At 68.9% G+C, this 23,838-nt stretch carries 18 protein-coding genes and 1 pseudogene; 8 read left to right on the plus strand and 11 right to left on the minus strand.

Annotated elements, in window-relative coordinates; translation table 11 throughout:
* Position 1: 1 nt before the first annotated feature.
* From FCI23_RS39955 to FCI23_RS39970, 4 genes are all read right to left on the minus strand, one after another.
* Positions 2–5,830, minus strand: coding sequence for a type I polyketide synthase (locus FCI23_RS39955; RefSeq protein WP_136729054.1), 5,829 nt, complete (start codon positions 5,828–5,830; stop codon positions 2–4).
* Positions 5,831–5,858: 28 nt separating this feature from the next.
* Positions 5,859–7,442 carry a PfaD family polyunsaturated fatty acid/polyketide biosynthesis protein gene (locus tag FCI23_RS39960; protein ID WP_136729055.1) on the minus strand — a complete coding sequence of 528 codons (1,584 nt, stop codon included), beginning with the start codon at positions 7,440–7,442 and terminating at the stop codon, positions 5,859–5,861.
* Positions 7,443–7,520: 78 nt separating this feature from the next.
* Positions 7,521–8,642, minus strand: a complete 1,122-nt coding sequence (locus tag FCI23_RS39965) for an SDR family oxidoreductase (protein WP_136729056.1) — start codon at positions 8,640–8,642, stop codon at positions 7,521–7,523.
* Between the two features lie 659 nt (positions 8,643–9,301).
* A complete protein-coding gene (locus tag FCI23_RS39970; RefSeq protein ID WP_246144524.1) occupies positions 9,302–10,030 on the minus strand; it encodes a DUF1275 family protein in 729 nt (242 codons plus the stop codon).
* 373 nt (positions 10,031–10,403) lie between these two features.
* On the opposite strand from FCI23_RS39970, the pseudogene FCI23_RS39975 reads away from it, so the two are divergent.
* Both FCI23_RS39975 and FCI23_RS39980 read left to right on the plus strand, forming a co-directional pair.
* Positions 10,404–10,877, plus strand: a pseudogene (locus tag FCI23_RS39975) (LysR family transcriptional regulator); the annotation flags it as partial.
* A gap of 43 nt (positions 10,878–10,920) precedes the next feature.
* Positions 10,921–11,232 (plus strand): SpoIIE family protein phosphatase, encoded by a 312-nt coding sequence (locus FCI23_RS39980; RefSeq protein WP_322973967.1) that lies wholly within the window; start codon positions 10,921–10,923, stop codon positions 11,230–11,232.
* A 253-nt stretch (positions 11,233–11,485) separates the two neighbouring features.
* Here the strand turns inward: FCI23_RS39980 and FCI23_RS39985 are convergent, their stop codons facing one another.
* From FCI23_RS39985 to FCI23_RS40010, 5 genes are all read right to left on the minus strand, one after another.
* Positions 11,486–12,658: an acetamidase/formamidase family protein gene (locus tag FCI23_RS39985; protein WP_136729058.1), complete on the minus strand. Its 1,173-nt coding sequence runs from the start codon at positions 12,656–12,658 to the stop codon at positions 11,486–11,488.
* Positions 12,659–13,584: 926 nt separating this feature from the next.
* The gene (locus FCI23_RS39995) at positions 13,585–14,019 is read right to left on the minus strand and encodes a response regulator (RefSeq protein WP_211265665.1); all 435 of its coding nucleotides are present in this window, start codon (positions 14,017–14,019) and stop codon (positions 13,585–13,587) included.
* A complete protein-coding gene (locus FCI23_RS40000) occupies positions 14,016–15,155 on the minus strand; it encodes a PAS domain-containing sensor histidine kinase (protein WP_211265666.1) in 1,140 nt (379 codons plus the stop codon). The genes FCI23_RS39995 and FCI23_RS40000 overlap by 4 nt, the downstream gene beginning before the upstream one ends.
* Positions 15,152–15,835: a response regulator transcription factor gene (locus tag FCI23_RS40005; RefSeq protein ID WP_136729059.1), complete on the minus strand. Its 684-nt coding sequence runs from the start codon at positions 15,833–15,835 to the stop codon at positions 15,152–15,154. The genes FCI23_RS40000 and FCI23_RS40005 overlap by 4 nt, the downstream gene beginning before the upstream one ends.
* Positions 15,835–16,197: an STAS domain-containing protein gene (locus FCI23_RS40010; protein WP_136729060.1), complete on the minus strand. Its 363-nt coding sequence runs from the start codon at positions 16,195–16,197 to the stop codon at positions 15,835–15,837. The genes FCI23_RS40005 and FCI23_RS40010 overlap by 1 nt, the downstream gene beginning before the upstream one ends.
* 246 nt (positions 16,198–16,443) lie before the next feature.
* On the opposite strand from FCI23_RS40010, the gene FCI23_RS40015 reads away from it, so the two are divergent.
* From FCI23_RS40015 to FCI23_RS40035, 5 genes are all read left to right on the plus strand, one after another.
* Positions 16,444–16,851: an ATP-binding protein gene (locus FCI23_RS40015; protein ID WP_136729061.1), complete on the plus strand. Its 408-nt coding sequence runs from the start codon at positions 16,444–16,446 to the stop codon at positions 16,849–16,851.
* A gap of 588 nt (positions 16,852–17,439) precedes the next feature.
* Positions 17,440–18,879, plus strand: a complete 1,440-nt coding sequence (locus FCI23_RS40020; protein ID WP_211265667.1) for a multicopper oxidase family protein — start codon at positions 17,440–17,442, stop codon at positions 18,877–18,879.
* Between the two features lie 383 nt (positions 18,880–19,262).
* A complete protein-coding gene (locus FCI23_RS64130; RefSeq protein ID WP_136729062.1) occupies positions 19,263–19,565 on the plus strand; it encodes a transposase in 303 nt (100 codons plus the stop codon).
* Positions 19,566–19,569: 4 nt separating this feature from the next.
* Positions 19,570–20,229 (plus strand): TnsA-like heteromeric transposase endonuclease subunit, encoded by a 660-nt coding sequence (locus FCI23_RS40030; protein ID WP_136729063.1) that lies wholly within the window; start codon positions 19,570–19,572, stop codon positions 20,227–20,229.
* On the plus strand, positions 20,226–21,863 hold the full coding sequence (locus FCI23_RS40035) for an integrase catalytic domain-containing protein (RefSeq protein ID WP_246144525.1): 1,638 nt from the start codon (positions 20,226–20,228) through the stop codon (positions 21,861–21,863). The genes FCI23_RS40030 and FCI23_RS40035 overlap by 4 nt, the downstream gene beginning before the upstream one ends.
* A gap of 19 nt (positions 21,864–21,882) precedes the next feature.
* On the opposite strand, the gene FCI23_RS40040 is transcribed toward FCI23_RS40035, so the two are convergent.
* On the minus strand, positions 21,883–22,461 hold the full coding sequence (locus FCI23_RS40040) for a dienelactone hydrolase family protein (RefSeq protein WP_136729064.1): 579 nt from the start codon (positions 22,459–22,461) through the stop codon (positions 21,883–21,885).
* 90 nt (positions 22,462–22,551) lie between these two features.
* Positions 22,552–23,136 carry a DUF6262 family protein gene (locus tag FCI23_RS40045; protein ID WP_136729065.1) on the minus strand — a complete coding sequence of 195 codons (585 nt, stop codon included), beginning with the start codon at positions 23,134–23,136 and terminating at the stop codon, positions 22,552–22,554.
* Positions 23,137–23,249: 113 nt separating this feature from the next.
* Here FCI23_RS40045 and FCI23_RS60835 point away from each other — a divergent pair.
* Positions 23,250–23,838: hypothetical protein (locus FCI23_RS60835; RefSeq protein WP_246144526.1), on the plus strand; the 589-nt coding region annotated here is incomplete at its 3' end.

Consider the following 23,838-nt stretch of genomic DNA (forward strand, 5'->3'; position numbering starts at 1 on the left):
CTCAGGAGGGGCGTCGCACGAGTTCCACACCGAGCAACTCCACCCTGGGAGCTCCGTCCTGGTCGATGAGTGCCAGGTCGCACCGCGCGCCCGTGTCGTGCACCTTCCGAGCCCGCACCACGCACCGCACGGTGTCCTGGATCGGCCCGCGCCGGTGCACCAGGCACTCCGCGACCGCCATCGGCAGGCAGGCGTCACCGAGTGCGCTTTGGGCCCACAGCAGCGCGAGTTGCAGTCCACCGTCCACAGCGGCCGGGTCGAGCTGCCATTTGTCACCGCCCCAGCCCAGCTCGAGCAGACCGGTCACGGTCGCCTCGGCCCCGTGGGCGCCGACCCCGTGCACCGAACGGATGGCGTGGAACCGCGGTCCGTGGAAGAGCACCCGGCCGTCGTAGATCTCGGTGCGCTGCAAAGGAACCAGCCCCTGCGGGGTGTCCCAGTTCGCCGAGTGCGGGGCGCCCGTCTTGAGTTCGACTGCGGCCCGGAAGCGCGGTGTGCCGTCGTCGCCTAGGAGTTCCGCCTCCAGCGTCGACGGTGCGCCGGTCATCGCGCGACGACCCTGCAGGGTGAGCCGGTGGCCTCCGCTGCCCAGGTGTGGCAGGACGACCTTGCTGAACACGCGGAGGTCGCGCAGAACCACGCCGTCGGCATGCGGCCGCCATGCCGAGGCGGCGCCGACGAACCAGTCGAGGACCATCGCCACCGGCAGTACCGGTACCCCGGCGATGTCGTGATCAGCGAGGTAGGGGTGCGTGCGCGAGCAGATACGCACTTCCGCGGTGCCGGGCTCGGTGACGGCGGCCATCGAGCCGAAATCGCGGCCGGCCGCGACGACCACCCGCGTGCCGGCGGCCGGACCGCTCAGCTCGGCAGTGAAGGCCGCGGCGCCCTGTCCAGTGGGGATAAGAGCGACGCCGGACCGGCCGAAGTGCTCGGCCAGCGCGGGGGTGACCATACCTCCGCGCCATGGCCCCCACGCGATGGAGCGCACCAGGCACTCGGGGCGCCGGGCGCGTTCGGCGGAGGCGACGTGGTTGAGCACCTCATTGGCCATGGCGTAGTCGCTCTGCCCGGCGTTGCCGAAGACGGCGGCCACCGAGGAGAACAGGACGATCACGTCGAGCGGATCACCCGCGGTCGCCGCGAGCAGCGCTCGCATACCGCCGACCTTGGTGGCCAGAACCTGGTCGAACTGCTCGTCGGTCTTGTCGGCGATCAGCTTGTCGGCCAGGACTCCCGCGCCGTGCACGATCCCGGTGATCGGCCCCCAGGCCCCGCGCACCTCGTCCAGTACGGCGGACAGCGCCCCGATGTCCCGGACGTCCACCGGCACGTACCGGACCGGGGAACCGGCGCCCTCCAGCGCCGCCAGCGTCGAGCGGACCTCACGCGTCGCCAGGATCCTGCGGGCCTCCGTCACGATCGCAGCGGGAGCGACGCCGCCGGAGCGCTCGGCGAGTGCACGGGTGAGCGTGGCCTCGTCGGTGGCCGTCGCCAGTCCCGCGGGTTCCGCGGGCAGCTCGGTGCGGCCGAGCAGCACGATCCGGGGCCGGTGGGTCCTGGCGAGGTCCAGCAGTGCGGCCGCGGTCACCCCGCGCGCTCCCCCGGTGGCCACGATCACCGAGTTCGGCCCGATGTTCGCCCTCGGGCCGGGCTCCACCGGCGCCGAGGCCGCGCTCAGGGTGGCGCGGGTGCCGTTCGCGCGGAGACCGACCTCCGTCGCCGGTCCACCGCCCAGCAGTTCGCCGACGATTGCCTCGGCGACGGCGTCGGCGTCGCGACCGCCGCGCTCGCAGTCGATCGCCTTGACGCAGGCTGCGGGCCACTCCTTGGCCGCGGTCCTGGCCAGCGCGGCGATACCGCCGAGCCATGCCCGGTCGGGCTGCCTGCCGTCGAGTCCGAAGTCACCACCGGTGTCCTGCACGGTCACGAACACCCCGCCCTGAGCGGCGAAGCGCGGCGCGACCGACCGCGCCACCCGGAAGGCGTCCCGCTGAAGCTCCAGCGCGTCGTCCGGCGAGCCGATCTCGGCGAGGCCACCGAGGTGCACGACCCCGCGCGCATCCGCTGGAACGCTGGGCACGACGGTGGCGTGGATGCCGTGGTCGATCAGCTTGTCCGCCACCAGCTCGGCGATCCCGGATCCGTCCTCGGTCACCGCGAACGGCCCCTCGCCGAGACCCGCCATCGCGAGGCCGGGCGCGGGCGCGTTCAGCGTGCGAACGGCGAGCCTGCTGAGCACGACCTGTTCTTCGAGTCCTTCGAGTTCACGACGTACGGCAGGGATCTCCTGGACCGCAACGGATTTCCGGACAGGACTGGCGCTGGTGGTGAACGCGTCGACGATCTCCCTCAGGGTGCGGAGCTTGCCCAGCTCGGCGACATCGCCTTCCGGCAGGTCGCCCACCTGCTCACGCACAGCGGACAGAATCTCCACCCGCTTGATCGAATCGACTCCCAGATCCGACTCAAGCTCCATATCCGCGTTCAGCATCTCGACCGGATAACCCGTCCGCTCCGCCACCACCGACAACAACAACTCCTCGAACCCCACCGAGGAATCAACCGGCGGCGCAGCCGGGCCAAGTGGAGCCGGGGGTGCCAGCGGCACGGCGGGTGCCGCGGCAGGTACCAGAACCTCAACGGGTGTGGCCGCTTCGGGCAGCGTGGGCAGCACCGCCGGCAAGGACGGCACCGCGGGCAGTGTGGGCATCGCAGGAGCGACCGCACCTTCGCCGCCCTGTGCTCCCAGCATCGCGGCGAAGGTCGTCTCCGTCATCTGCAGAAACGCCATGTGGCTGTCGATCAGCATGCGGTGGACGGCCGCATGGGCTTCCGCCGTGTGCCGCTGCGCACTCTCGATCATGGTAAACCAATTGGCGTCCGCAGCGGACGCCGCAGGAGCGGTGGCCGTGGGCACGGCGGCACTCATCGGTGCCAGGGTTTCCGCGGCGGGTGGGGACACCTCGAGCCCACGAGGCGGATTCGGCGCGGGCAGCTCGGCGGCCCCACCCGCGGGCGGGTAGGACCGACCGTAGTTTTCGCCGTTGATCTGCACGGTCATCTTGGGCTTGTGCTCCTTCGCTGCTGCCTCGGGCGGCGCGTAAGGCGCCCACAGGTCGTCGTGGTCGAGCTGGACACCACGCACGGCGAGCTGGCCGAGCGCATCCTGCAGAGTGATGATTCCGTTGCGTCCCTTGCGGTCCAGGCTTACCGCCAGGTGCTCGCGGTCACCGAGGATCTGCCCGACGAGGCCCGTCAGCGTGGCGCCGGCGCCGATCTCGACGAACGTCCGCACCCCTGCGGCGTACATCGCCTCGATCTCGTCGCTGAACAGCACCGGCGAGGCCAGGTGGTTGGCGATCCTGCGGCGGATCTCCCCGGGCGATGAGGGGTACGTCGACGCGTCGGCGTTGCCGTAGACGTCGATCCGGGGCTGCCCGACCTCCACCTCGCGCAGGAACTCGGACAGCGGTTCGCTCGCCGAGGCAACGACAGGGGTGTGGAAGGCGGTCGCGGCATTCAACCGTCGAGTGGTGATGCCGTCGGCGGCGAGCTTCTGCTCGACGACCTCGACCATCTCGGTCGCGCCGGACACCACGAACTGGCTCGGAGCGTTGTGGTTGGCCAGCCAGACATCCGCGGAGACACTGCCGGCGATGGCCGCCTCGACCTGGGCCCGGTTTGCCGAGACAGCCAGCATCGCACCCGGTGTGGTCGCCGCCTCGCGCATCAGCTCACCACGCCTGCGGCCGAGGCCCACCAGGGACTCGGCGTCCAGCGCGCCCGCGGCGTGCAGGGCCACCAACTCACCGAAGCTGTGCCCTGCCACGCAGTCCGGCTCAAGGCCGAGGCCGCGCAACACCTCAAGCAGGGCGAGGCTGTGCACCGCCAGCGCGGGCTGCGCCCACTCACTGGCGGTCAGCAGCGCCTGCTGGGCGGCTCGGTCCTCGTCGTTGAAGACCGGCGGCGGGAAGACCGCGCGATGCAGCGGGCGATCACCGAACTCGATGCTGCCCAGGCGGTCCCAGACCGACTGGGCGGCCGGCGAAAGCATGGTGACGTCGGCGCCCATGCCGACGTACTGGGCGCCCTGGCCCGGAAAGAGGAAACCGATCCGGCCGACGGAGGCGGTACCGGCGGCGTAGTGGATACCCGTCGGAGTGGAGAACGCCGTGTCCGGCTGCCGCCGGATCAGCGCGACGGCCTGTGCAAACTTCTTCGACAGGTCGTCGGTGTCGTACGCGACGACGGCAAGCCGTACGGGGTCACTCGCCCCGAACGCCGCCTGGCTCTCCCGCGCGACGTCAGCCAGTGAGCGGCCGCTGTCGATCTTCCGTTCCAGCAGGGCAGCGGGCGACGGGCCGCTGAACAGCACGAGCTCGGTGGGGGCGGTGCGGATACGCGATGGCGTACGGCCACCGGACCCCTCCGAGGGCCGGTACTCCTCCAACGTGACGTGGAAGTTGCTGCCGCCGAAGCCGAAACTGGACACCGAGGCCCGGCGCGGATGCTCGGCGGAGCGCACCCACGGACGCGCCTGGGTGTTCACATAAAATGGGCTGTCGCCGATCTCCATCGCGAGATTGGGTCGATCGACCTTGATCATCGGGGGAAGGACCTTGTGGTGCAGGGCGAGGACGGTCTTGAGCAGTCCGGCGGCGCCCGCGGCGCATTTGGTGTGACCGATCTGCGATTTGACCGAGCCGATCGCACACCACTGCCGATCCTCCCGACCGGACTCCCCGTACACCTGGCGCAGCGCGGCGAACTCCGCGGCGTCCCCCGCGCTGGTTCCAGTGCCGTGTCCCTCCACCAGCTCGACGGTCCCTGGGTCGTAGCCCGCTTCGTCGAAGGTCCGCCGCAGGGCTCGGGCCTGTCCCTCGGGCAGTGGCGCGTAGATCGCCGTGCTCTTGCCGTCCGACGAGGTGCCGATTCCCCGGATCACCGCGTAGACCCGGTCGCCGTCGCGTTCCGCGTCGGCCAGCCGCTTCAGCGCGTACATGGCTATGCCCTCGCCGAGCATCGTTCCGTCGGCCGCGTCGGAGAACGGCCGGCAGTCACCACTGGGAGACAACGCGGGCGTCTTGGCGAAGCACATGAACATGCCGATGTCGTTCGAGGTGTCGACACCACCGCTGATCACCAGGTCGGATCGGCCGAGCGAGAGCTCGCTCACCCCTGCGGAGAGCGCCGCGAAGGAGCTGGCGCACGCGGCGTCAGTGGTGTGGTTGGTGCCGTGTAGGTCGAACCTGTTCGCGATCCGCCCCGCGATGACGTTGCAGAGCAACCCCGGAAAGGTCGACTCCTGCCAGGGTGCGTAGTGGCCGGTGATGCTGTCGCACACGGCCTGCGCCTCAGCCTCGGGAATACCGTTCTCCCGCAAAGCCTTGAGCCACACCGGGCGCTGGAGCCGCGCGTTCATATGGCTCAGCAGTTCCAGCGAGGCCGCGCCGAGGATGACGCTGACCCGGGCACGGTCCATTCCCGCCAGCCCACCGGTGTCGGTGAGGACCTGTTCGGCCACCATGAGCGCGAGCAGTTGCGCGGTGTCCGTCGCGGGCAGCGTGTTCGGCGGGATGCCGAAGGCCAACGGATCGAACCCGACGTCCGGCAGGAACGCCCCTCGGCGGGCATACGTCTTGTCCTGCGCGGCGGGATCGGGGTCGTAGTAGTCCTCGACGAGCCAGCGGCTGGCGGGGACGTCGGTGATCAGATCCCGGCCTGCCACCACGGTGCGCCAGAATTCTCCGGCGTCCGGAGAGCCGGGCAGCAACGCGCCGATACCGACCACAGCGATGGGAACCTGCCTGTGCTGAGCGTCGGACATGGTCTCTCTTCCTTGGTGGTCAGTGCGGTCAGGCGAGGCGGTACGGCGTGAACGCGAACGCCGAGGCGGGTACGGACACGCCGTAGGTGCGAAGCTGGTGGGCACGGGTGGTCACGGCGGCGCCCTCGAGCAGGTTGAGCGCGATCTGCACCACCGAACGGTTCGCTGGTTCGGCCAGGAAGCTGCCTGCGGTCCATCGGTTGAACGCGCCCATCGCCGGGCCGCACCAGATCTGGTAGTCGGTGCGCCGAGCCGTGTCTCCGGTGATCGCCCAGCGGCTGGAGTTTCCGAGGTACCAACGGAAGACCAATGCCATACGGTGCTTGGGGTCGGCCTCCGCACGGGCGATCTCGGCCGGGTCGCGCTGCTGCCAGAACTGCCGGGTCTGTGACCAGACCTCGTCGATCGGGGCTCGCAATACATCCCGTTCGATCTTGGCGCGCAGCTGCGCCGGAATCTCGTCCAATGACGGATGCTCCCGGTAGGCCTCGTAGAGCTGAGCCGCCCTCGGCGCGAACATGGTGCCCCGTCGCAGTACCTGGAGCTTGACGCCCAGCTCGAACATGTCGGCGGCGGGAGCCATGATCACATCGGCGATGTCCGCGTCGGCCAGCATGGCCTTGGCCTCGTCGGAGATACCGGCCTCCATGGCGACCTGGTTCACCGACCCCGTCACCACGTAGGCCGCCCCGAGCGCGAAAGCAGCGGCGACCCCGCCCGGCGTCCCCAGCCCTCCGGCGGCGCCGATCCTGACCGCCCGCGCGTAACCGAAGCGCCGGGTGAGCTCGTCACGCAGGAACAGGATCCTCGGCAACAACGAACCCAGCGGCCGGTTGTCGGTGTGCCCACCGCTGTCAGACTCCACCGTGACGTCCTCGGCCACCGGCACCCGCGCGGCCAGTTCGGCCTCCTCGGCACTGAGCTCTCCCCGCTCCGCCAGCAGACGCAACAGGTCGGGCGGGGCCGGCGAGAGGAACTTTTCGGCGACCTCAGGTCGCGAGACCTTGGCGAACAGCCGCGTACGCCGGACGATCCGCCCATCCGCGTCCCGACTCAGCCCCGCGGCCGAGCACAGCACCACGGCCGGGGTCAGATCCATGAAAGCCGACGCCGAGATGCAGGGAACACCGTGCCGCAGCAACAGCTCGGCGACGCGGTACTCCAGCTCGGGCTCGCTGGGCGAGTGAATCAGGTTCACACCCCAGTTCGCCGTACCCGCGAGTTCCGTGGCCAGCTCCTGCACGGCGCGCTCAACCTCGGGAAACCCCAGACCACCCGCCCCGAAGAACCCGAGCATCTCGGCCCGAGCCATCGCGATCACCATCCGCGTCGTCGCGATGCCGTTCGCCATCTCCCCTGCCACATAAGGGAAACGGACGCCGTGGGCCTCGCAGAAGCTGCGCCCGCCCAGCCACTCGGGATACAGCGGCGGCAGTGTTCCGGCAACCTCGCCCGCGGGCCTGTGCCCCACCACCAAGCCCAGCTCTTGGCCGGTGGAATCGGCGACGATGTGCACATGTTCCCGAATCTGCCGAGCACAGGCCGCGATCTCCTCGGAGGAGAAGACCGGCGGAGGTGTGACGACAGCGTCAGGACAAGCCAAGACCGACAAGGGCGGGCTCCATCAAGGTGATTGTCTTGCTCTGAAATGGAAATTCGGGTCAATAAAGCGGCAGGCGGCGGGAGTCGTTCACCGCAGTACGGAGCTGGACGCCGTCGTCTGCTTCGAGCACACGCCGGCAAACAGGTAGTCCAGGTCCACACGGATCCCGGACAACGACGGCCCGAGCAGAGTCCGCACACGGGTGTCGTCGAAACGACGGCGGTGGCTGAGATACGGGGTGAATCCGGGGTAGAGGTCCGCCGCGGCCTCCAGCGGGGACGGGTCACCCGGCCTGTTCTCGACCAATTCCACTTTCACCGGCACGAGCTGCTCCATCATCGCGGTGATGGCCGTGGTCGGCACGTCGTGGTCGTGAACGACGTGGTAGGTGTCGACCCGCCCCGAGGGCTGTCTGCTCGCCAACTGGACCATGACCCTGGCCGCGTGTTCCACCGGCATCAGGTTCAGGTGCCCCTGGGGATGACCGGCCATCCGCACCACCGGCCGGCTCCCCTCGGGAATGTGCAACCCGGCGAGGCCGACACTGCGCAGTGAGGTCTGCACGATCTGGTCGATGAACTGCAGGGGATGCTCCGGCAGCTCCGGGTGCGGTGGCAGGTCAGTGACCAGGATGCTCGGCCGCAGCACCACGACCGGACGGCTATGCGCCCGTGACCATTCGTGCACCAGCACTTCAGCCTCGTACTTGGACCGCTCGTAGCCGTTCTCGAAGCCGTGCGCGTCGTCCAGCTCGTCCTCGTAGATCACGCCGTCGCGTCGCGCTCCGCCCACGAAAGCGGTTCCAATGTGGTAAATTATTGGCTTCCGGCAGCTGGCAGCGGCCAACTCCAGCACGTTCCGGGTGCCCTCGACGTTGACTCGGCGCAGCTTCGCGAGGTCGTCGTCCAGGTTGATGTTGCCCGCGCTGTGCCAGATCACGTCTAGCTCGTCGGCCAGCCGCTCGAAAGCGGCGGTGGCCAGTCCCATCCGCGGCTGTCCCAGATCGGTCTCCACGATATGGAGCCTGCTGGGAAGCTCTGCGATCAACTCAGCTGGCGCGTCGGTCAGTTCCAGGAATCGGGTGATGCGCCCGAGCGCGCCGTTGGATCCGGCATGCGCGAGGACGGTCAGCATGCGGTGCCTATGAAGCAGCTCACGAACAAGCCGCAGCCCGAGAAACCCGGTGGCACCGGTAAGAGCGACGTGCATCGGTAGCTCCAAAGCCTAAGAGGAACGTAGTACTGCGCGTCTTCTTCGACGAAGCGGGGGTGGAACACGGCTTTCGCTCGGGTCGTACCAGGACACCCTTGGCCCTGGCGAGTCGACGAATCATCAGGATCGCCAAATTTCACCTGCCGGGATCGAATTACAGGGTTTCTTCACCCAGAAGAGTGAGCCGAACCGGCTCACCAGCCCCTTCAGCTGTAGATCTTCGTGGTCGCTGTAGTTCGCCGATCATCGGTCGTGGGTAACTGGCCGATATGCAGGCGCAGATGCAACTGCCCTGGAGGCACGACTATGCGTTTCCCATCGAACTCCGCGTCATAGGAATGGATGGCCGACGAATCCAGCTCGTGTACGTAGCTCTCCGACTCATCGGAGACCGTCGTCCCTCAGAGCTCCAGCAGGACATCGTCTTCGCCCGATACGTCGTCCCCCCTCATGTCTACCTCTCGACACCCCCGGATGTGTGTGCGGGTATTTTTCCCCCAGGCCACCGCCATCCGCTACCGGTCTTGCGCGCGGAACAGGACGGGCAGGAGCTGGGCGGCGTTGCGAGTGGTCAGGGCGGCCGGCAATGTCTGCTCATCGACGAGCGGCGTCCGGTGCGGGCGATCGCCAGGCGGCCGGAGGCCCTCCTAGGGGAGCTACTTGGCCTCGGGTGGGTTGTCCATCGCTGACCGCCGTGCCAGGAGGGGCCCGGAGGCGGCGGTCAGTGTCGCGGCCGTGACAAGCGCGAAGGGGAGCGCGCCGGCCCACGCCGGCGCAGCCCAGCGCAGTGCCATAGCCGCTGCCGCGCCAGCAATCAGTGCCCCGAGCTGGACCGGCACCCACCGGTCAGGCTGCGCTGAGGCGCTGCCCAGACGCCGCACGATGTACGTGGCAAGCGTTCCGGTCAGATAGGTCGTGGGCGCAGCGGCCCGCCCGGCCGCGAGCATCGCCGCGGCCTGCCCGCCCATCGCCGCCGCCGCCCCGCACTGCATCACATGCCGGGATGTCTGACCGGGCGGGCCGCCCGAGGCCGCCCAGAAGCCCGCACCCACAGCCAGCAGCACCGCCTCACCGACCAGGCAGAACATCACGCGCGGCGGCCAGTGAGTGCCGATGTCTGCCCGGCCGTGGGTCACCCAGGTGACCACCGCCGCGCCCGCGCCGAACCCCGCCAGCGCCAGCAGCGCTGCGGTCACACCCGTTCCGCTGGCCCGGCCGATCGCCATTCCCAGCAGCGCCAGGTTGCTGGTCATGACACCGGCGAAAACATGGTCCAGTGCGGTGAACGAGATGGTCTCCACCGCGCCGGACGCAGCCACCAGTACCACCACCGCGATGCGCATCACCCTTCCCGGGCTGCCACCGAGCTCTGAATGGTGCTCCAACACGGCTCCTCCCGTAGGACACCGAACGTAACAGCGTGGGCGCCAATAGTCATCCGTGCTGGTCAAGCGTGCGTGGCGGTTCTCTTGCAGGACGCGGCCCAGTCGGCGCGGGGCGGGTGCGCTCCGCCTGCGGGCCCTGCTGGGCCTGGGTGGGGGCGCCGTAGGCGGCGGAGAGGTCGGCCGCCGCCCAGTTGCTGACGGCGACGGCCTGGTCGGCGTCCGCGAGCAGGGCCCGCTCGGCCTCGGCGAGATCGGTGGCGGGCGTCCAGACGGGTCGTCGAATGGCCGATAGGCAGGATGATTGAAGGTGTCGGCGGAGCGACCGAGCCCCGCGCCGGTTCCGGCGCGGCGCCCAGGCAGAGAGGAGTCTGTCATGCTGTTCCGTCAGTTGGAGTACTTCGTGGCGGTCGCCAGGGAGAGGCACTTTGCGCGGGCGGCGGAAGCCTGCTACGTGTCCCAGCCCGCGCTCTCAGCGGCGATCGCCAGGCTCGAGCGGGAGCTGAACGTCACGCTGATCAACCGGGGGCACAACTACGAAAGCCTCACACCGGAGGGCGAACGGCTCGTCGTGTGGGCCAAGCGGATCCTCGCCGAGCAAGACGCGTTCAAGGCCGAGGTGGCCGCCGTTCAGTCGGGCATCACCGGGACGCTGCGGCTGGGGACAGAACCCACGGCGTCGACGACCGTGGCGCTTCCTGTGGCCGCGTTCTGCGCGGCGCACCCGCTGGCCAAAGTGCAGGTCCGCTCCCGGTTGTCGACCAAGGAGCTGCACCGCCAGTTGTGCGAGTTCGAGCTGGACGCCGCGATCGCTCACTTCGCCCCCGACGACCGGGAGAGCTTGCAGATGGTGCCGCTGTACGAGGAGAGGTACATGGTGCTCCGACCCGTTCATCTTCGAGGCCGGCGACATGCTCGTGCTCTACACCGACGGCGTCATCGAAGCCCGCTCACCCACCGGAGACTTCTACCCCCTCGCCGAACGGGTCGCCTCCCTGCGCGCCTCCTGCCCCGACGCCCTGCTGGATCAGATCCACCGTGACCTGCTCGCTCACACCGGTAGGCGACTCGACGACGACGCCGCCCTCCTGGCCATCGAACGCACCCCCTCCCACCACCTCCACCGGCCGCACGCTACGGCCCGCCCCCATTACGCCCACCGACAGCTCCGCACCACCGGACCGCCACCACCCCCAGACCCCTGACCGCCGCCGCCCACCGGCCATGACGATCGCAGGCACAAGCACAACGCCGACAACTTGGCCACGCCGCCGCCAGCCTCTCGCGGGCCGGCCACTGGCCGGATACGCATCGTCTGCTACGGGATCAGAGACATACAGGGCTCCGTGCCCCCGCCTGTATTCCGGCGCGAGCGCCAGGCCGAGCAGCGTTTCACCGCGCTGCCGCGCGGCTACGGGAGTTGCTTGGCCGAGCAACTCCCGTAGCTGGGTGTCAGGGTCAGTCCGCCCAGTAGTGCGGCAGGTCCTTGAAGACCGCCTTCGGGATTTTCCCGTGGACGACCTTGGTGAAGTTGACGGCCTCGGCAATCTCGAAGTCCACCGCCACGCTGCACAGTGTGTAGGCATCCGCGGCGCTGAGCCCCATCTTCGTCTCCAGAAAGGTGACAGCCTGCTGGAGTGAGATGGCCAGGGCGCTGTCCAGGTCGACGTCGATACCCATGCTGATGAAGTGCGTCCGGCTTTCGGCCATCGGCCACGGCGCGTTGACGCCCTTGTGGACGAAGAACTGGAACGTGCTCGTCAGGGACGTCTCGATCGCCGTGCCATTGACCTCACCGTCGCCCTGCGCGGTGTGCCCGTCACCGGTGGAGAACAGCGCGCCGGCGTTGAAGACAGGCAGGTAGAGAGTGCACCCCGCGGTGAGGTCGCGGAGGTCCATGTTGCCACCGAAGGGGCCGGGCGGACGCGAACTCACCTTGCCCAGCGCGGGTGCGGGCGCGGTGCACATGATGCCCTGGAAACAAGCGATGGGAACGTGTACGTCGTCGGTAACCGCGGCGAGCATCTTCTTGAGGTCGAGGCTGATGACCTTGGTCGAAACCGCCTTCAGCAGGTCGGGCAGGACCCCGGACCCCGGCCCCGTCTTGTTGACGCCGTACGGAACACGGGCCTTGGAGTCGAGGACGCGAACCTCCAGGACGTCACCGGGTTCCGCGCCCTCGATGTAGACCGGGCCGGTCAGCACATGCGCGCTGAAGCCGGGCTCTGGCTGCTTCGCGGCATAGACGTCGATGGCGTCCTGCAGCACGTCGCTGCGCGGGATGCCGTAGGAGCCGAAGAAGGTGGCCGGGTCGGCTCCGTTGATCATCCCCTGGTGGGACAGCGTGTCAATGGTCACGACGTCACCGGGCTGAACGTGCAGGACGGGCGGGAGCGCGGCGTCCATGTACCCCCAGGCGACGGTCTCGGGGCGCGACGGCAGGTGGAACGTGGGCTTCGCTCGGCGGGATGCCGCCGGGGTAGGGCCGGGCTCCGCAGCGGCGGCAAAGCCTGGTGCGGCGACGGCGGTGGTCGCGCCCAGGGCCACGGCACTGGCCGCGAGCAGTGAACGGCGACTCAGCCCGAATTGTTGCGTTCCCTCGGGAACGGATGAGAAACCACTGGTGCTCACGTGACTCCTTGCAATTGAGGAACGACGCAAAAAAGTAGCTTTGTTTCATGCTCAACTAATTGCGGAATTGTTTCGACGCCGTTTCCGCTCGTAGTCGTAGTACCTCAGTTCCGCAGCTGTGGTGTTGCCCTAGCTAGTACGCGGACCAGGGTGCCGTGCGAGCGGCGATTTTCTTCAGGCGCGGTCCAGGGCGGCGAGCAGGCCGATGACTTCGAGCAGCCAGCGGCGCACGGTGCGGAGACGTCGTTGCCGCCCGCCCTATCGGAAAGCCGCTGGTCATGGCAGAGGACCGCCAAGGCGATCAGGGCGATCCGGCCGGGTGGGAGCTTGCGCCACCGCGAGCCGATCTTCTTCAGGTGGCCGCGGTCAGACGGAGACGAGGTCCAGGGTGGCGCTCGACACCGGCAGGGCGGCACTGGTAGACAAACCCGTCAGTACCCTCGGGCGGGGCTGGTGTTCTTTCGCATGCAATCCCCAACTCCCCTCGGGGGCGTACGTGTTACGCCGAAGTCCGGCCAGGTTCGGTCAGGCGGACGGTCGGGGCGGGGCGGTGAAGCGGCCTGCGGGGGTGCGGTGCAGCCAGCCCCGGTCCGCCATTGTGTGACCGCTGACAAGCCTGGGCGTTCTGGTCGTAAGGCCGCTACCGTGAGCGGGCCCGGTGGTGACGACGATGGAGGTTGACGTTGGTGGGGCGCATGGCGGACGAGACGTTTCGTATCGAACAAAGCTCGTAGAGATCTGTAACAACATGAGGGTGGAGAGCGCAGTACCGCTGCGCGCGGGACGCTGCGGCGCGCGACTCGCCGTATCCTGGTCGCTGCGGGCGCGGGGCCTTGGACGCCTGGAGGGCACCCGTGAGGCTGCGCGAACTGGTCATCGACGCCTGGTCGTGGATCAACTACAAACCGGCCATGGCCGACCGGTGGTTACGCCGGATTCCCCTCGGCGCCGGAGGTCGTGGATGTGAGAGCTTCGGCACCCAGGGCCCGGACCTCAGCCAACAGCTGGGCGTTGCTGACGCCGCCCTTGACGAGGTATCCCGCGATGCCGACCGCCGCCATCTCGGTGCGCGCGCCCTGGTCGCCATAGGCGGAGAACACCAGGATGCGCACGCCGGGGACGGCGCGGACGATCTGCCGGGCGGTGTACGGGCCGCCGCCGGGAAAGCGCACGTCGAGCACCACGACGTGCGGCCGTCGGGCGATGGCGAGCTGGATCGCCTCGTCGGCGTCGGCCGCGCTGCCGGCCAGGGTGAGGTCGGGCTGGGCCTCGACGACCTCCGCCAGCACCGCGCGCAGCATGTCGTTGTCGTCGCAAATCAGTACCCGCAGGGGGCCCCTGGGCGTGGCGGGCTGGGTCACGGCGGTCCCTCGGGGGCGCTCCGGGAGTCGAAGCTCCTGGCAGGTGCACCGGGTATCGGTTCGTCCAGCTGGCCGGCCGGCAGGTCGGGCAGCCAGAACTCGACGGTGGTGCCGGTGCCGGGCTCGCTGCGCAGCGTCCACCAGCCGCCGGCGGTCTCGGCCCGCTCGCGCATCTCCATCAGCCCGAAGTGCTCGTGTAGCGTGGGGGCGACCGCCGGGCGCCCGGTGCCGTCGTCGGCCACTCGGACCAGCAGGCCGCGGTTCTCGGTGGTGACGCTGACTCGTACGGTGCGTGCTCGGGCGTGCTTGCGCACGTTCAGCAGCGCCTCCTGGACGATGCGGAAGATGGTAATCGCGGTCTCGGGGGCGGGTTCCTTCTCCAGGGTGTGTTCTAGAGACGGCTCAAGACCCCAGCTCCTGACGACGTCGTTGAGGTGCTGGGACAGCGACTCGACCAGGCCGTGCCGGTCGATGCCGGGCGGCTGGAGCCGGAAGGTGAGGTTGCGCAGGCGGCCCACCGCCTCGCGCACCGACGCGTCGAGCTTGGAGAGTTCACTCGCGTAGGGCTCGCTCGCCCGGTCGGCGAGGAGCTGTAGCCGCATGCCGACGGCGACCATGGCCTGGATGGAGTCGTCGTGCACGTCCCAGGCGATGCGGCGGCGTTCCAGCTCCTGTGCCTGCACCAGGTGGGCGAACAGGCGGCGGCGTTCGGTGAGCGCCTGCTCGGCGGCGCGGCGCTCGGTCATGTCCCGGGTGACCTTGCCGAAGCCGCGCAGTTCGCCGGTCTCATCGAAGAGGGCGGTGATCACCACGTTGGCCCAGAAGCGGGAGCCGTCCTTGCGGATGCGCCAGCCCTCGTCCTCCAGCCGGCCGTCGGCGATGGCCGCCTCCAGCTCCAGGTGGGGTTTGCGGGCGGCGATGTCCTCGGCCGGGTAGAAGACCGAGAAGTGCTTGCCGATGATGTCCTCGGCGCGGTAGCCCTTGATCCGCTCGGCGCCGGCGTTCCAGGTGGACACGTAGCCCTCGGGGTCGAGCATGAAGATGCCGTAGTCGAGAACGCTCTTGACCAGCAGGGTGAACGCCGTCTCGGTCGGGGCGGGGGTGCCACTCTGTTCGCCGGGGCTGTTCCCGGTCACCGGAGAAGGCCCTCACGGCGGGCCACGGCGACCGCCTCCAGTTGGGAGCGGGCGCCGAGCTTCCCCAGGACCCGCTGGACGTGGTTCCTCGCGGTGTTGAGGGCGACGCCGAGCCGCTGGCTGATCTCGGCGGTGCCCAGGCCGTCGCCGAGCAAGCCGAGGGTCTCGCGCTCGCGCGGGGTGAGGGTGGCGCCCAGGTCGGCGGTTCGGCCGGTCAGCCGGTCCAGCGCCCCGCTGAGCAGGCCCTTGCTGTAGGCCACTTCACCCGCCGCTACCAGGCGTACACCGGCCTGGAGTTCGCCCAGATTGCCGACCTTGAGGATGAGTCCCGAACCACCGGCCCCGGCGACGTCGGCGGCGACCGCTGGGGTCGCCTCGCCGGTCAGCACCAGCACCCGGGTGCCGGGCGCGGCGGCCTTGAGCGTGGGGATGGCGGCGATGCCATCACCATCGGGCAGTCGCCGGTCCAGCACCACCACGGCGGGGCGTAGCCGGGCGGCGTCGGCCAGCGCGTCCTTCACGGACAGGCTGCGGCCTACCACCTCCAGGTCGTCGGTGCGGTCCAGGGCGAGCCAGATCGCTTCGGCCACCATGTCGTGGTCCTCGACGAGCAGGATGGTGATGTGCATTCCGGCGGTGCGCGGCACGGTATCCGGTGCGGTTTGCAGTGGCGAAGGCATCAGAGGGTCCTTGGTGGTAGACGCTGCACACTGTCGGCGAACACTTCGTCGGCGCCGGTGAGGGCGAGCAGTCGGGCCACCTGCGCGCGGGCCCCCTCCACGCACAGCTCGGTGCCGATCCTATCCGCCGTGACCTTGGCCTCCAGCAGCACGTTCAACCCCGCGCAGTCGCAGAAGCGCAGGCCCCACAGGTTGAGCACGACACAGTCGGACGGCCGCGCGAAGCAGTCGTCGAGGGCGGCGCGCAACTTCGCGGTACCGTCCAGGTCTAGCTCGCCGACGAGCCAGAGGCCGGGCACGTCGCCGTCGAGTGTGGTGCTGACCTGGAACAACGGGTCGGTTACCGTTACGTCTTCTCTCACGTGTAGTCCCTGCCTGGGTGGTGGGCACTAGGACAGGATAGTGAATCTGCACTAGAAGGAACATCGGGGTTCCCCGAACGGATCACCACCACGCACGGGCGGATCAACGCACAAGCGCAGGGGACGCGAACCCGTGAACGTCGGCTGAGTACTCTGCTGTGTGGGGGAAAGGCCGAGGGGAAGGCGCCCCGGCAGCACGACGGTGCCACCGGCAGCGGTGAGGTACCCAGTGGGAAGGGAGCCGGGATGGAACTCCCGCCGGCCACTCCGCACGACGCCTGTCCTCCGGAGGTGTGCGTGGACTTCGACGGCGTGGCCGGCTGCATCGCCGAAGCACGGGAAGCCGCCGTCGCCTTCCTCCGCCTCCACGTCCCGCACGCCCGCACCACCTTTCGCGACGACGTCCTGCTGGTCATCTCCGAACTGGTGACCAATGCCGTCCGCCACGCTCCCGGGCCCCTCACCCTGAAGCTCGGCCTGCTTCCTGGCGGGATCGGGATCACCGTGCGGGATACCAGCCCCAGTCCCCCGCACTCCCGGACCCCCGACCGGACCGGCGGACGGGGCTGGCCCATCGTCCAGAGCCTCGCCCGCCGGGTGCGCGTCGTCCCCGGCCCCAACGGCAAGACCGTCCACGTGGAGCTGGCTTGGTAGTCCCGCGCCGGGTGACGGGCCGGAAATCTCGGGAAGGTGCGCCTGCCTCGGTCGAGTGGACGTACGGGAGCCCCGGCGCCGGGGGATGGTGGTGCTCGTACGGTGGGTCTGTCAAACGAGGTCATACCGCGTAGTGCTCGCATCTGGCGGCGCCAGGTGACGATCAAGCGCCGGATGTCAGCCGCGCCTCCCTTCGACCTGGTCGGAGTGGCCCTCCTCCTGCCGCGGCATCACGGCAGGTGTGGTCAATCAGACTGGGCGCTCGGCCCATCGCTCGAGATGTCGACGCCGGAAGGGGCATCCGCCTCGCCCTGCAGGCCGGAAACGCTCTCGGCCTGTTGCTGCCCGCGGCGGCCACTACGGACGAGATCCTGACCGAGGCGCGCGAACGGGGCTACGGCGGCCGCGACCTCGCCGCCCCCTTTCCAGACGATCGCGCGTTGAACGGCGGGTCAACGTGCCCGGCTGCCCCTGCGCCGTCCTGGTGATCGGGTCGGGCAAACGGTCCACCCAGGTGGCGACCGGGGTCGACCGGTTGTTGGCTGGTGTGAGCTGGGCAAGAGAGGAGTCCACTTCGCACGTGGAGGCATGATGCGGTCCCGATCCAAGCTGCTCTGCCTCACCACCGGGCTGATCCTTGCCATCGTCGCCCTCATGAGCGGCTGCACGAGCGGACGGTCGGTGTCGCAGTCGTCCTCCCCTCCGCCGGCACTGTCGGTTGCGACAAGTTCCCTGCTGCAGGATCCGCCGCAGCTGGTGAGCCACAACGGGTTCCTGCATGTGGATCTGCTCGTGGCAAGGCGGCAGGTCGAAGTGGGGGGCCGCAAACTGTGGGCCCTCACCTACAACGGCCGGTACATGCCGCCCACGCTGCGGATCCGGCCGGGGGACAGACTGGATCTGACGCTGCGGAACAACCTGGACCAGGCCACCAACCTGCATACCCACGGACTTCATGTGTCGCCCAGCGGCCACTCCGACAACATCTTCGTCCACATCCATCCCGGCAGGGCGTTCCACTACTCCTACCGGTACCCGGACAGCCTGCGGCCCGGCACCTACTGGTACCACTCACACTCGCACACGATGTCCGCGCCGCAGGTCGCCGGCGGCATGTCGGGCGTCCTCATCGTCGACGGGCTGCGGCCCTACCTCCCGCCGAACCTGCGTCACATCACCGAGCACGTCATCGGGCTCAAGGACTTCCAGGTCCAGGGCGACTCCGTCAAGACCAAGGACCTGCACATCGGCGCGCCGACCAACCGCACGGTCAACGGCCAGCTGAACCCGAACATCCTCATCCGGCCAGGTGAGACCCAGCTGTGGCGGCTGGCCAACATCAGCGCCAACATCTACTACAACCTCCACCTGCAAGGGCAGCGGTTCCACGTGATCGCCCACGACGGCACCCCCGTTGACCAGGTCTGGACGGCCGACTCGCTCCTCCTCGCGGCCGGCGCCCGCTTCGACGTCCTCGTACAAGGCGGTCCGGCCGGCCGTACCCAGCTGCAGACGCTCGCGTACAACACCGGGCCGGGCGGTAACAAGTTCCCGAAGGCGACCCTGGCCACCCTGGTCTCCGAAGGTCCTGCCCAGCACCCCGCCGCACTGCCCACGTCGACCTTCGCCCCGACAACGGACCTGAGCCACGCGAGGATCGCCGTGCGGCGCACCATCGTGTTCTCCGAGAACAAGAAAGGCACCAAGTTCTACATCAACGGCAAACAGTTCGACCCGAACCGGGTGGACGTCCGGGCCAAACTGAACACGGTCGAGGAATGGACCGTACGCAACGTCAGCGACGAGGAGCACTCGTTCCACGTGCACACCAACAAGTTCCAGTTGATGAGCATCAACGGCCATCCTCACAACGGACACGGCCTGCAGGACACCGCGAGTATCCCCGCCCACGGACGGTTCGTGATCCGGACACGCTTCAACGACTACACCGGCAAGACCGTCCTGCACTGCCACATCCTCAACCACGAGGACGCGGGCATGATGGCAGTGCTGGAGATCGTCAAGTGACAGTTCTAGCCATGGTGGCTGCAGCACGGGATGGGCTTGGGGACCTCGAAGGCTGCGACACGCCCGCGCAGTAGCAGCCGGGCCAGCACGACGAGCTGTGCCGCGCGGGCCGGGCGCAGCTACGGGAGGTCTTCCAGGCGTGCCAGAAGCCCAGCTGCCATCCCACTGCGGCCACCGCGAACCACAGGCCAGCGCGCCCCCGGGAAGCAGACAGCACAGGTGGGGGTAAGCGGCGCAACCCCCTTGTGGGTGCCGCTGGTGATGTCGGGACATGCCGAGTCCGTCAACGGGGTTGGGCGCAGCCCTTCTGAAGGGTGAACCGCCCCGAGGTTCACGGACAGTGGCGATGCAAGAGATACTTATCGCGAACGAAGGATAGGTAAGTGACAAAGCGCACACGGCCGTACTCCCCGGAGCTCAAGGAACGGGTAGTTCGTGAGGTCCTCGACAAGTCACGTCCGCACGCGGCTGTCGCGAAGGAATTTGGCGTTACTCAAAAGCTCACTGAGCCGATGGGTCGCCCAGTACAGGAAGGTTCACCTCTCCGGCGGGTCCGTCGCGGAATCCATCGAGTCCGACGAGCGCGTCCGAGAACTCGAGAAGAAGTTGCAGGAAGTTACTGCGGAGCGGGACTTTCTGAAAAAAGCGGCAGCCTGTGTGTCCTGAACGCGTCAGCGCTCTCTTGATGGTTTGGGCTGCTGGGCCGAGCCGTTCGAGCTCGCCTCGCCGGTCCGGTCGTTCGCCTCGTTCAAGGGGCAGAAGAACTTCACCGGTGAGTACTGGGCGGCGACCTCGCGGACCCAGGTGGGCTATGAGTCCTGGGTGGAGCGGGACGCGGCGATGGCGCTGGACTTCGATCCCGCTGTCGTCGCGCTGTCCTCGCAGCCCTTCCGACTCACCTGGACAGACGGTGAGCGGGAGCGCGGGCATACCCCGGACTACTTTGTCCGGCTACGGGACGGCACCGGTGTCGTTGTCGACGTGCGACCGGAAGACCTGGTCGACGAGGACACCGCCGAGGTCTTCGCGTTCACCGCACGGGTCTGTGAGGAGGTGGGCTGGCAGTTCCGTCACGTCGGCGACCTGCACCAGCCCTACCGGGTGAACCTGCGCTGGCTGTCCCGCTACCGCCACGGCCGCTGCTATCACGCGCCATCGGCTGACCGGCTACGGGAAGTCTTCGCCGAACCCCTGCCCCTGCTCGCCGGGGCTGAGCAAGTCGGCGACCGGCTGGCCGTGCTGCCGGTGCTCTACTACCTGCTCTGGCAGCAGGAACTGACGGCAGACCTGGTGACGGCCCCGCTGGGCACCGACACGCTGGTGCGCCTGGCGTCCGGGGGCTGCCCGTGACATCCGCGCGCCCAGGTCGACTGCGGCTCGGCGACCGGGTCAGGTTCCAGGGGCACACCTATACCGTGGTCGGCCTGACCGGGATGCGGGTCCGGCTGGCCGACACGCACGGCACCGGCATGCTCGTCGACCAGGTCCACCTGCAGTCGGCCGAGGACTTCGCAGTCCTCGGGGCCGGCAACCGCACCGCCCTGGGCTCGGCCGCGCTGCTGGAGCGTCTGCCCGGGCCGGTGGCCGCCCGCGCCCTATGGTGGCAGCGGCACCTGGTCGAGCTCCTCACCGGTCTGCCGCCCGACGCCCCGGCGGGGGTCCGGGTCAAGCCTGAGTACGACCCGGCCTGCCGTTCGCTGGCGCAACGCGAGCGGGCGAAGGCGGCCGAGCTGGTCGCGCTGGGCGAGGAGGTCACGGCGCGGACGGTGAAGCGCAAGCGCCAGCAGTACGAGGCCGGCGGGATCGCGGCGGTGGTGGACCACCGGCTCGCCCCGCACGCCTCGCTGGTCGGCCGGGCCGATTCGCGGGTGGTGGCGGCGATCCGGCAGACGATCGGCGAGAGCGTCCCGGCTTCCACCCGCACGATTGAGCACGCGCGCTGGCGGACCGAGCGGATCCTGGAGGCTGAGCACGGCCTGGGCGTGGTGGAGATGCCGTCGCGGCCCACGTTCTACCGGCTCTTCGACAAGCTGTCGCACGGAGTCCACGTCACAGGCTCGGCCCGCACCCGCCGTTCGTTGGCCGACCAGCCCGAGGGGCCGTTCCGCTACGAGTCGGTCGCCGCCCCGAGCGAGCTGATGCAGATCGACTCCACCCCGCTGGACGTGCTGGTGCGGCTGGACCACGGGGTCCCCGGGAGAGTCGAGCTCTGCGCGCTCATCGACCTGGCGACGCGGACCGTCGCCGCGGCGGTGGTGCGGCCGACCACCAAGTCGGTGGACGCTTCCCTTTTGCTGGCCCGCGCGCTGACACCGGAGCCGATGCGGCCAGGCTGGGTCCAGGCCCTGGCGATGTCCCGCTCGGTGCTGCCGCACCGCAGACTGCTGACCCTGGACGAGCGCCTTGAGCACGCCGCGGCCCGGCCGGTGATCATTCCGGAGACCATCGTCTGCGACCGGGGCAAGGCGTTCATCTCGGACAACTTCCGCTCCGCCTGCCGCACCCTGGAGATCACCTTCCAGCCCTGCCACCCGCGCTCCCCGGCGGAGAAACCCCATATCGAACGCACACTTGAATCAGTGGCCAGCCTGTTCTGCCAGTTCTTCCCCGGCTACCTCGGCCGCACCGCCGAACACCGCGGCCGAGACGTGGAGGACGAGCCGCTCTGGTCGATGCTGGAGATCCAGGAATTCCTCGACGAGTGGCTTGTCGCCAAGTTTACCGACCGCAGAAGCTCGGATACTTGCTCTGAACTGCGACGATTCATAGACTACATGTCCGTGACGGCGTGTTGGGGTCGTTGTTGTAGCTCGTCCGGGTGGTCTCATGGGCCGGCCCGTCCACCGGGACGGTGGACGGGCCGTGAGGTGGTCAGCGAGGCAGGACCACGTCGCTGTTCCCGGGTCGGGGACGCGGGCTTCGAGGTCGGCGACACGCCAGTCTTGGAAGTGGAGGTTGGAGCGGGCTGCCTTTGGCCTTGGTAGTCCTCGCCGAAATGCCGGGCTATTTGATGCGGTCGAGGAAGTCCAGCACTCGATGGGTAGCCTGCGTTGCGGCGTGTTCGTCGTGCGACGGCAGGCTGCTGTCGGTGAACAGGTGCCTGTCGCCGGGGTAGAGGAACAGTTCGGCATCCGCCGCCGTCGCGACGAGCGCCCGGGCTGCGTCCACATCGCCCTCCCTGGCGAAGAACGGATCCGCGTCCATGCCGTGGACCTGGACCGGGACATCGTGGGGCCAGGCGCCGCCGAACTCCGCGACCGGGACGCATGCCTCCAGCAGCAGCGCACCCTTTGCGCCGGGGCGGGTCTGGGCCAGCTTCTGCGCCGGCAGGACACCGAGCGAGAACCCGAGGTAGACGAGTTCCGCAGGCAGCCCCTCGGCGGCGGCGGTTCCGCGCGCGATGACCGTGCCGAACCCGGTGTCCTCGGCGTAACCCATGCCCTCCCCGAGGCTGTCGAATACCTGCCCCTCGAACAGGTCCGGGACGTGGACGGTGTGTCCGGCCCGTCGCAGCTGCTCGGCGAACTGACGGACGCCGACGGTCAGCCCGTGCCCATGGTGGAAAACCAGCACCTCAGCCATGTCGCTCCCCTCCTGCTGCGGCACCCGGGCGGCGCCGCAGCACGAGTATGGCCCGCACCACTGACATCTGCGGGTCGTAGCCGGACGGAGTCATGTTGAAGCCGGATCGGTGAGGCGGGCTTCGAGGTCGGCGACGCGCCGGTCTTGGAAGCGGAGGTTGGAGCGTGCGGCCTTGAGGCGCTCGTCGAGGGTACGGTTGTCGGTGATGAGCTGGCGGACCCGCTGCTTGAGGGTGGTGTTCTCGGTGGTGATCCGCTGGATGGCCTCCTCGGTCCACTCGGCCTGCAAGTCCCGGACCTGGCCGAGGAGTTCGCCGGTACGGGTCCGCTGGGCGAGGATCTCGCCGTGAGCTGCTTTGAGGGCCTCTTCGGCGTTCAGGGCACGTTCGCGCCAGGTCGCCACGCGCTCAATGTCCTGATCGGCGAGCAACTGTGTCCGGCGTTCGCCGACCTCGACCATCGCGGTAGCGACCGCGGTTCTGGCCTCGGCGTTGTCATAGAGGAAGGTGCGTGAGACGTCGGCGCGACGGGCGACGGCGGCGACGCTGACCTGGGCTTTCTCGCGCCGGAGTCGGGCGATGGCTTCGCGGACCCGTTGGAGGGCGGTCTCGGTCTTGTGGCGGCGGGCGGCCAGGGCAGCGGCTGTGCGGGGTTCTGGAACGGCAGCGGTCTTCATGCGATGTCCTGCTCGGGGTTGTTGTCGGTTGTGCACGTATCGCTGTACTTGCTCTGCTCGTCGGCGCCCGCGCCGGCGAGGTCGGCGGCGCGGAACGCCGTGGACCACACGCGGTGGAAGTAGTCCTGGGGTTTGCGCAGGTCCAGGGCGAGGGCGTCCTCGAGGAGGCCGAGGCCGGCCAGAGCCTTCTCCAGGCCGTCGATGGCGCGGGCGGTGGGCTCGAAGTAGCGGTGGAGGTAGTCGGCGGTGGCGTCGTCCGGGGCGCCCTCCGCCAGCAGCCGCCACTGTTCGCGCTTGCGCCGCCAGTAGAGGAGGTCGGCGCCGGAGAGGACGAACTTGTCGCAGTTGTGGCAGTCGAGGTTCCAGGGGCAGGCGCCGCCGTCGACAACGGGCTGGAAGGTGCGGAAGCCGCCCTCGGCGGGTGTGCCGCGGCGGGCGAGGTCGATGGCGAGGGCCTGGGCCTGCTCGCGGGTGAGCGGAGTGGTCGGCTCGGTGAGGACTTCACCGGGGCTGGGGCTGCCGGGGCCGGCGACCCAGACGTGCTGGAGGACGTCCTCCAGATCGGACTGGGTCAGGCCTCACGAATTCACGGCACCAGGCACTTCAGTGACAGCCAGTCACCTCATGGAGGAAGGGTGCTTCCGACCTGCGATGATTCAGCTTCTCTAGGACTGGATCACGTGCAGGGGAGGCACCCTTCCG

It is taken from the genome of Actinacidiphila oryziradicis (genome assembly GCF_005047355.1).
Lineage (GTDB): Bacteria > Actinomycetota > Actinomycetes > Streptomycetales > Streptomycetaceae > Actinacidiphila > Actinacidiphila oryziradicis.